This is a genomic window from Micromonospora sp. D75 (assembly GCF_018070405.1).
Classification (GTDB): domain Bacteria; phylum Actinomycetota; class Actinomycetes; order Mycobacteriales; family Micromonosporaceae; genus Micromonospora; species Micromonospora chalcea.
On record NZ_JAGPXV010000209.1, the window covers coordinates 1 to 8,823 of the forward strand.

Below are 8,823 nucleotides of genomic sequence, written 5' to 3' on the forward strand. Positions count from 1 at the left end.
GCCGCTCGCCGAGCGCCTGCGCGAAGGTCGTCCCGGCCTGGTCGCGCAGCCCGGCCGCGCGGTCGACGTCGATCTCGCCGGTGAGCAGCCTCGACCCCAGGCAGGGTACGCCGAACCGCGCGCCCTCCTCCTCCACGAACGCGGCCACCACCACCGGCCGTTCCGGGGTGATGCCCGCGGCCCGCAGCTCGTCCACGGCGAGGAACGCGCTGACGATGCCGAGCGGACCGTCGTACGCGCCGCCGTGCGGCACCGAGTCGAAGTGGCTGCCGGTGAGCACCGCGTCGCCGGCCTCCGGGTCGCCCCACCAGGCGAACAGGTTGCCGTTGCCGTCCTGCTGAACCGGCATCCCGCGGGCGTCGGCCTGGTTGTGGAACCACTCCCGCAGCCGCAGCTCCGGTTCGGTCAGCGCGTAGCGCAGGTAGCCGCCGCTGCCCTCGTCGCGCCCGATCGGCGCGATCTCGTCCCACAGCTCCCGGAACCGGTTAGGAAGGGACCCTTCCCATGCAGAATGCGTTAACAAGGGGCCCTTCCTTACTCGGCCATCGGGATGCGGACGCCGGTGCGCTCGGCCACCGCGCGGGCGTCGTCGTAGCCGGCGTCGACGTGCCGGATGACGCCCATCGCCGGGTCGTTCGTCAGCACCCGCTCGATCTTCTGGCCGGCCAGCTCGCTGCCGTCGGCCACGCAGACCTGCCCGGCGTGGATGGACCGGCCGATGCCGACGCCGCCGCCGTGGTGGATCGACACCCAGGACGCGCCGCTGGCGGTGTTCACGAGCGCGTTCAGCAGCGGCCAGTCGGCGATCGCGTCGGAGCCGTCGGCCATCGCCTCGGTCTCCCGGTAGGGGCTGGCCACGCTGCCGCAGTCCAGGTGGTCCCGGCCGATCACCACCGGCGCGCTCAGCTCGCCGGACGCGACCATCTCGTTGAACCGCACCCCGGCCCGGTCCCGCTCGCCGTAGCCGAGCCAGCAGATCCGCGCCGGCAGACCCTGGAACGCGACCCGGTCGCCGGCCATCCGGATCCACCGGGCGAGGGACTCGTTCTCCGGGAACAGGTCGAGGATCGCCCGGTCGGTGGCGGCGATGTCCTTCGGGTCGCCGGAGAGCGCGGCCCAGCGGAACGGGCCCTTGCCCTCGCAGAACAACGGCCTGATGTACGCGGGCACGAACCCGGGGAAGTCGAACGCCCGCTCGTATCCGCCGAGCTTGGCCTCGCCCCGGATCGAGTTGCCGTAGTCGAAGACCTCCGCGCCCGCGTCCAGGAAGCCGACCATCGCCTCCACGTGCTTCGCCAGCGACGCCCGGGCCCGGTCGGGGAACTCGGCCGGCTTGGCCGCCGCGTAATCCCGCGCGTCGCCCGGGTCCACGCCCTCCGGCACGTACGACAGCGGGTCGTGCGCGCTGGTCTGGTCGGTCACGATGTCGATGGCTACGCCCCGGCGCAGCAGCTCGGGGAAGACGGTGGCGGCGTTGCCGACCACGCCGACGCTGAGCGCCCGCCGGTCCCGTCTGGCCGCGAGCGCCCGCTCGATGGCGTCGTCGAGCGAGTCGGCCACCTCGTCGAGGTAGCGGTCGTGCACCCGGCGGTCCAGCCGCGACCGGTCCACGTCCACGATCAGGCAGACGCCGCCGTTCATGGTGACGGCGAGCGGCTGCGCCCCGCCCATCCCGCCGCAGCCGGCGGTGAGCGTCAGCGTGCCGGCGAGCGTGCCCCCGAAGCGCTTGGCGGCGACGGCGGCGAACGTCTCGTACGTGCCCTGGAGGATGCCCTGGGTGCCGATGTAGATCCACGAACCGGCGGTCATCTGCCCGTACATGGTCAGGCCCAGCGACTCCAGGCGGCGGAACTCCGGCCAGGTGGCCCAGTCGCCGACCAGGTTGGAGTTGGCCAGCAGCACGCGCGGCGCCCACTCGTGGGTCCGCATCACACCGACCGGCCGGCCGGACTGCACCAGCATCGTCTCGTCGTCGCGCAGCTCGGTGAGCGTGCGCACGAGCGCGTGGTACGACGGCCAGTCCCGGGCCGCCTTGCCGGTGCCGCCGTAGACCACCAGGTCGTCGGGGCGCTCGGCCACCTCCGGGTCGAGATTGTTCATCAGCATCCGCAGGGCGGCCTCCTGCGGCCACCCCTTCGCGGTGCGGGTGACGCCGCGGGCGGCGCGGACGGGCTGGTGCATCTCGTACTCCTCTCAGCCGAGGAACAACTGGCGGCGGGCGGCGGACGACTCGAACGCCTCGAGCCGGTCCTGGGTCTCGGCCGGTGCGGCGTCGCAGATCGCCTGGAGCACCACCATGGCCAGGGTCATCGGTGCGGTGTGCAGGTCGAAGACGAGGTCGGCGCCGACGGCGGCGGGCAGCACCACCTGGGCGTGCTCGGTGGCCGGGCTCACCGGCGAGTCGGTGATCGCCACGACGGTCAGGCCGGCGTCCCGGGCCTCGCGCAGCGCCTCCAGGGTCTCCCGGGGGTAGCGGGGCAGCACGAACGCGAGCATCGCCGTCGCGCCGGCCGCCACCGCCTGGTCCAGGCGGTCCACGAGCATGCTGCCGCCGTCGTCGAACACCCGTACGTCCGGGTGCACCTTCGCCGCGAAGTAGGCGAAGTAGGCGGCCAGCGGCGCGGCGGCCCGCAGCCCGAGCACCGGCAGCGGGCGGCTGGCGGCGAGCAGGCGGCCCACCTCGGCGACCCGGTCGGCGTCGGCGAGCTGCGCGGCGAGCCGGTCGAGGTTGTCCCGTTCGGCGTGCACCGCCCGTTGCAGGGCGTTCCCGGCGCGGTCCTGGTCGGCGGTGTCGCGCGCGCCCAGCTCGCGCAGGCGGCGGCGCAGCGCGGGGTAGCCGTCGTGGCCGAGCGCCATGGCGAACCGGGTCACCGACGGCTGGCTGACGCCTGCGAGCTCGGCCACCTCGGCGGCGGACAGGTACGCCGCCGCGCCCGCGTGCCGCACCAGGCAGTGCGCGATGCGGCGCTGCGTCGGGGTGAGCCGTACGCCGTGGAAGAGGTCGAGCAGGCGGTCAGGGGAGGCCGCACCGCTTTCATTCACGAGCCGACTCTATGCATGAAAACTTTCAGAGCGCAAGCGTCGCGCGACCGCAGGGAGGTCCGATGAGCGTGCTCTCTGTACTATCCGCACGGCGGGTGAACAGAGGAGTGGGGCATGCAGCCGGAGGGGCCGTACAGGTTCACCGAGACGTTGGGCGAGTGCCAGGTCGGCCGGGCGTGGGCGGCTCTCGACGGACAGGACCGCCCGGTCACCGTCGCCGTCCTCGAAGGCGCCGCCGCCGGTGACCAGCGCTGGCGGGAGGCGTTCGCCAACGCGGCGAACGTGCTGGCCCAGACCCCCGGCGGCCACCGGTACGTCAACGCCGACTTCGCCGCCGCCGAGCCCTGGATCGCGTACCCGTCCGAAGAGGAAGGTGCGGCCGAGCGGCTGTTCCGCAGCCTCGGCATGGACTACCAGCGCACCCCGACGGCCGAGATGCTCCCACCGCCCCCGGCCGCCGCCCCGGTCTCCCCGCCGTCCCAGTTGCCGTGGGTTCCGCAGCCCTGGGCGATGGCGGCCCAGCCGATCTCCGGCGCGCCGATGTCCCCGGCCGCCGTCTCCGCGACCTCCGGGGTCCCCGCGCAGTCCGCCGTCTCCGCGCCACCCGCCGTCGGCTCGGCGCCGGTGGCCACCGACCCGCTGGACTCGTCCGGCGGACGCCGGATCGCCCCGGTGCAGCCGGCGCCGAAGCGGCGCGACTGGATCTCGATCGTCGGCGCCCTGGTGCTCACCCTGGTCGCCGGCACCGCCGGGTTCTTCCTGGGCGCAGGACGCGAGAAGGAGGCCGCGACGCCCACGCCGTCGGCCAGCCCGTCGCTGCCGCCCTACGAGGCCACGCAGCTCGCCATCAACAAGGCCAAGTTCGAGGGTGAGCTGGCCCCGCTGGTCGAGCCCTGGCTGACCCGGATCGGCGGCTGCACCGTCTACGACCAGCCGGGCGCCCCGAAGCTGCCGGCGGACGAGAAGGGGCACGTGTTCTGCCACTACGGCGGCGCGTGGCTGCACTTCACGCTCTACCCGGGACAGAAGCAGAAGGACACCGCGCGGGCGTACCGCCAGCAGCTCAACCTGGCCGGCGGCTCGCTGGCGCCGGGGCTGCGCGAGGCGAGCACCACGAAGGGCGGGGTGACCGGCAAGCCCGGCAGCTACGTCGAGTACGCCTTCGAGGGCGAGGACGGCCGGGCGATCTGCGGCGTCTGGTGGGACCCCGACGACATGCAGGGGGCCTTCTACATCGAGACGCTCTGCAAGGACGGTGTGGACGGCGACTGGGACGCCCTGCGCGACCTGTGGCAGCGCGGCAGCTGACCGCCGCGCCGCGTCATGCGGCGCTGATCCGCGCGACCGGCTCGACCCCGCCGGTGACCTGCTCGACGCGGTAGGCGGCGAGCGCCTGCCGCCAGGCGTCCACCTCGTCGCCGACGACGTGCGAGCGGATCAGCCAGACGCGCGCCCCGTCGCCGCGTTCGGCCGCCAGCTCGACCGCGTGCCGGAGACCGGCCTGCACGGCAGTCGTGTCGTGGCCGGGCACCACCACCACGTCGGGCCGGTCGGGCATGTCGACCCACCAGCCCACCGTGTTGCCGTGCGGCACCACCAGTCTCAGCCGCTCGTGCCGGGAGTAGAACGCGAACCCGTACCAGGCCGCGTTGTTCATGACCACGACGTCGTTCGGGAGCCGGTGCCGGGCCACGTACTCGGTCGCCGAACGCACGTCGGTGACGGCGATCGCCGTGTAGTAGAGCCCCGGCTCGTTCCCGTTGAACCGGTACCAGTGGCTGTTGCCGGCCGCGTACCCACCGAGCACTACCGCGCAGACGGCCGCGGTCAGGACGGCGGGCCGCACCCGGGGGAGCCGGCGGCAGGCCAGGTCGGCCGCGCGGCTCGCCGACCCGGCGACCCCGAGCCCGGCCACCGCGGCGGCGGTGACGAGCAGGAAGTGCGAGGTACGCAGTTCCAGCAGCGGATAGACCTTCGCGACGCCGACGATCGTCGCCACCACGGGCAGGAGCATCACGGCGACCGCGGCGGCGGGCCGGCCGTGCCGGCGGAGCGTCAGCGTGCCGGCCACGAGCAGGGCGACCACCACCAGCCCGGGCGCGCCGACCACCGGCATCAGCGTGTCGACCTGCCGCGCCAGGTAGCCGGGCAGCTCGGTGACGCCGGGGAAGTTGCCGGCCCAGAACTGCTGCATGGGTACGTTGCGGCCCTGCATCGAGATGCCGAAGTAGACGCCGGTGAGGACCAGCCCGGCGTTGAGCCCGGCCACCGCCACCTCGACCAGGCGTAGCCACTGCCGCCGGACCGTGGTGACCAGCAGCAGCCCGCCGAACGCGCACGGCGCCACGATCGCGGTGACGTGGCTGAACAGCATGCCCGCGGCGACGGCGGCGGTCAGCACGTTGAGCCGCCGCCGCGACCACCGTTGCTCGACCCAGGCGACCAGGGCGAGCACGCCCACGGCCACGGCGGCGTCGGCGGTGTACTGCTTGAGGTCGTGGCGCACCTGCTGGGCGGGGAGCAGCAGGACCGCCGCCGCGCAGGCCGCGCCGGCCACCACGCCCCGGCCGGGCGTCGACCACCGCAGCGACCTGCCGAGCCCGTACGCCGCCACGACCGCGAGCCCCTGGAACGCCAGGGTGACCAGCCGCAGGTCGTCCGGGTCCGGCACCAGCCGCAGCAGGAAGCTCCAGCCGAGCGGGCTGGACGACGTGGTGACCGGCAGGTCGCCCAGCGGGAACCGGACGGACAGCGCGACCCACGCCTCGTCGAGCCAGTACGGCGCGCCGAGCATGGTCTTGACGTCGTGCAGGATCGGCAGCAGGCACAGCAGCGCGAGGACGGCGGTGCTGTCCCACAGGATCGGGCGGGGCCCCGGCGGTCGGCCCGCCGCCGCGCCGGTTCTGTCCACATCGGCTGGTTCCACCCGTGTCACCACGTAGATCCCTATCCCCGCCTGCCGACCGGCCGTCACCCTAACCCACCACTCAGGTGCGTCGACAGGCCCGGAACTGCGGGTCCGCGTCCCCGTCCCCGGGGCTGGTGCCGATCGGCCACTGCTGATCCGTACGATCGTGCGGTGCGCGTGTTGGCTGACCGGAAGAGGGGCGTGGAGCGCAGGGGCCGCTACCTCGGCCTCGGCCTCGTCGTTCTGGCGGCCGGGTTCCTGCTGACGGGCAGGTGGCAGCTCGCGCTCGGGGTCGCCGTCGGCGCCCTGCTCGGCTGGGTGCTGACGGACCCGGTCCGGATCACCTGGGCGGTCTTCGTCATCGCGTTCGCCGTCCCGGTGACCATCGACGTCGGCTATCCGACGAATCCCTCGTACGCGCTGCTGCTGGTCCTGTTCCTCCTCGCCGCGTGGGGGCGGGTGCTGCGCGCCGAACGCGACGGGTGGCCGCCGAAGGCGCTCGCGGCGGCGCTCCTGCTCCCGGCGTGCGCGGTGCTCGCGGGGCTGGTCCACTGGCACGGGGTGAAGCCGATCGCGGTCGGCGTCGCGCCCCTGCTGTGCTTCGGCGTGCTGGCCTGGCACCTCGCCGAGGAGGCACGGCACGACCGGCGGACCGTCCGGCGGATCGCGGAGGCGCTCACCTGGTTCAGCGTCGCCGTGGCCGTGTTCGCCAAGTACCAGACCGCTTCCCGGAGCTGGCCGATCTTCGACCAGTTCGCGTACGACTGGACCTACACCTCGGCGTTCGACGCGACCCGGGCGGTGGGCCTGTCCGGGCACCCCATCATCTACGGCACGTTCGCCATGGCCATGGTGCTCGTCGCGCTGACGCTCCGGGGCCGGTTCTGGTACGTGCCGGTCACCGCCAACCTCGTCGGCCTGGTGCTCTCCGGCACCCGCAGCGCCTGGGTGGGCACGGTTCTCGCGCTCGGGCTCTGGCTGTTCCTCCAGTGGCGGAAGGTCAGCTGGCGCGGCCTGGGCGCCACTGCCGCCGTCGCCGCGGTCACCTTCACGCTCGTGGCGGTCAACCCGCCGGCCCTGCGGCCCGACACCACCACCGCCGCACCCACCCCGAGCCCGGCCGCTCCGGCAGCGAGTTCGGCGGCGCCGGCCCCCGAATCGCCCGCTGCCACGCCGAGCCCGGCCGCGCCGAGCCCGGCCGCGCCGGCGCCTCCGGCGGCGAGTTCCCTGCCGCCGGAGCCCGGCGCGCCGCTCCCGGCGGCGCCAACCGCGAGCGCCGTGGACTCCGTCGACGTGGCGGGCTCACGGATCTCCGACCCGGCCAGCGCCGACGCCCGCTTCACGCGCATGTGCGTGGTCTGGGACGGCATCACCAGCGACTGGTCCACAGTCGTCTTCGGCAACGGGCCGGAGGCAAACGTGCGGTTCCTGGAGAACGTCGGCATCGGCGACGGCCAGGCCCAGGTCTTCGACAACACCTACCTGACGTTCTGGTACAACTTCGGCCTGATCGGACTGGCCTGCCTGCTGGCGCTCCTGGTGCTGCTCTACCGGCACCTCCGGTCGCTGCCGGCCCGCCTCCTGCTGGTCGGGTTCGCGGCCCAGATCTTCTTCTTCGACGTGTGGCTGTGGCTGGGCGCCGTGGCCGTGCTGCTCCTGGCGGTCGCGCTGGGCGCCGCCGACAACCCGTCCCTGTCGGCGCGGTCGCTGCCGGTGCCGCGTCGCCGGCAACCTGGCGCGCAAGCCGCCGCCGGCCCCCGTCAGCCAGCGGCCGGCGCGGCGGCCGGATCCGGCTCGGCGCCCGCCGCGCGCCCGGGCAGCGCAGGCGCGTCGGGACCGTCCTGACCCGGCCGATCCGGCGGCTCGCGCAGCGCGGGCGGCGTCCAGTCCTTTCCCCGCAGCGTCGGCTTCTCCACCAGATGCCAGGAGAGCATCGCCAGCCCGAGGCTGAGCACGGCGCTGACCAGGAAGAACCCGGCCACGCCGAGAGCCGGCAGGCCGAACTTGGCGAGTACCTGCTGCACCACGAACGAGTAGATGTAGACACCGTACGAGTAGTCGTTGTCGCGGCCGACGCGGTGCAGCACGCGCGGCAGCCGTACGGCGAGCCAGAGGACGGCGTACGCGTAGGCGAGCAGCGCCGGTGCGAAGAACGCGCCGTCGACGGCGTACACCCCCGGGCCGACGAAGTCGCCCCGCACGGCGAGCCAGCCGACCGTGCCGAGCGCGAGCACGCCGAGCAGGTCGTTCATCGGCAGCCGGTCGCGGTACAGCTCGGCGGCCCCGCCGGCCAGGAACATGAACCCGAACCAGAGCAGGTAGGTCTTCTGCAGCGCGCCGAGCATCGGCAGCGGACCGACCGCCCCGCTGGTCCAGAGCGCCGCACCGGGCTGGAGGTGGTTCCAGCAGAGGACGCCGAACACCGCGACCACGGCGAGCAGCGTGACCCAGCGGAGCTGCCGGCGCAGGACGGTCAGCGCGGCCAGGACGGCCACCGCCAGATAGCAGTAGATCTCGTAGGCGAGCGTCCACAACGACCCGTTGATCGTGTTCCCGCCCTGCCAGTGCCAGTACGGCGTGTCACCGCGCAGCAGGTCGGCGATGCCGAACTGCCGCAGCCCGCCCCACCAGTTCAGCCGCAGGTAGTCGAGCACGCCGCCCGGGCTGCGCCACAGCCCGTCGAGCGTGCCGTGCCGGTCGAGGTACAGCAGGGGCGCCACGACCAGGCCGGTGAACAGCAGGCAGACCCACAGCCCGGGCCAGATCCGCAGCGCCCGGTGCCACAGGAAGCGGGGCACCGAGTTGCGTCGCGCCGAGCCGACGACGAGGAAACCGGAGATCGTGAAGAAGCCCGCCACCGCCAGGGCGCCCAG

General features: G+C 73.8%; 7 protein-coding genes. 2 read left to right on the forward strand and 5 right to left on the reverse strand.

What is annotated here, in order from left to right; all coding sequences use genetic code 11:
* From KBX39_RS14810 to KBX39_RS14820, 3 genes are all read right to left on the reverse strand, one after another.
* Positions 1-523, reverse strand: a 523-nt coding sequence (locus KBX39_RS14810) for a M20/M25/M40 family metallo-hydrolase (RefSeq protein ID WP_210871080.1), incomplete at its 3' end; no start/stop codon positions are given.
* 11 nt (positions 524-534) lie between these two features.
* Positions 535-2,181 carry a urocanate hydratase gene (hutU, locus tag KBX39_RS14815; protein WP_210871082.1) on the reverse strand — a complete coding sequence of 549 codons (1,647 nt, stop codon included), beginning with the start codon at positions 2,179-2,181 and terminating at the stop codon, positions 535-537.
* Between the two features lie 12 nt (positions 2,182-2,193).
* Entirely contained in the window at positions 2,194-3,042 is an 849-nt protein-coding gene (locus KBX39_RS14820; RefSeq protein ID WP_210871084.1) for a MurR/RpiR family transcriptional regulator, read from the reverse strand.
* Between the two features lie 114 nt (positions 3,043-3,156).
* Here KBX39_RS14820 and KBX39_RS14825 point away from each other — a divergent pair, with 114 nt between their 5' ends.
* On the forward strand, positions 3,157-4,350 hold the full coding sequence (locus tag KBX39_RS14825; RefSeq protein ID WP_210871086.1) for a hypothetical protein: 1,194 nt from the start codon (positions 3,157-3,159) through the stop codon (positions 4,348-4,350).
* A gap of 13 nt (positions 4,351-4,363) precedes the next feature.
* On the opposite strand, the gene KBX39_RS14830 is transcribed toward KBX39_RS14825, so the two are convergent.
* Positions 4,364-5,968: a hypothetical protein gene (locus tag KBX39_RS14830; RefSeq protein ID WP_210871088.1), complete on the reverse strand. Its 1,605-nt coding sequence runs from the start codon at positions 5,966-5,968 to the stop codon at positions 4,364-4,366.
* Positions 5,969-6,121: 153 nt separating this feature from the next.
* Here KBX39_RS14830 and KBX39_RS14835 point away from each other — a divergent pair, with 153 nt between their 5' ends.
* Positions 6,122-7,795: a hypothetical protein gene (locus KBX39_RS14835; protein ID WP_210871089.1), complete on the forward strand. Its 1,674-nt coding sequence runs from the start codon at positions 6,122-6,124 to the stop codon at positions 7,793-7,795.
* On the opposite strand, the gene KBX39_RS14840 is transcribed toward KBX39_RS14835, so the two are convergent.
* On the reverse strand, positions 7,711-8,823 hold a 1,113-nt coding region (locus KBX39_RS14840; RefSeq protein ID WP_210871092.1), incomplete at its 5' end, for an acyltransferase. The genes KBX39_RS14835 and KBX39_RS14840 overlap by 85 nt on opposite strands.

Bases quoted from the DNA above. Each gene is read 5' to 3' on its own strand.
- hutU (WP_210871082.1), bottom strand. From the start codon at position 2,181: ATGCACCAGCCCGTCCGCGCCGCCCGCGGCGTCACCCGCACCGCGAAG.
- KBX39_RS14825 (WP_210871086.1), top strand. From the start codon at position 3,157: ATGCAGCCGGAGGGGCCGTACAGGTTCACCGAGACGTTGGGCGAGTGC.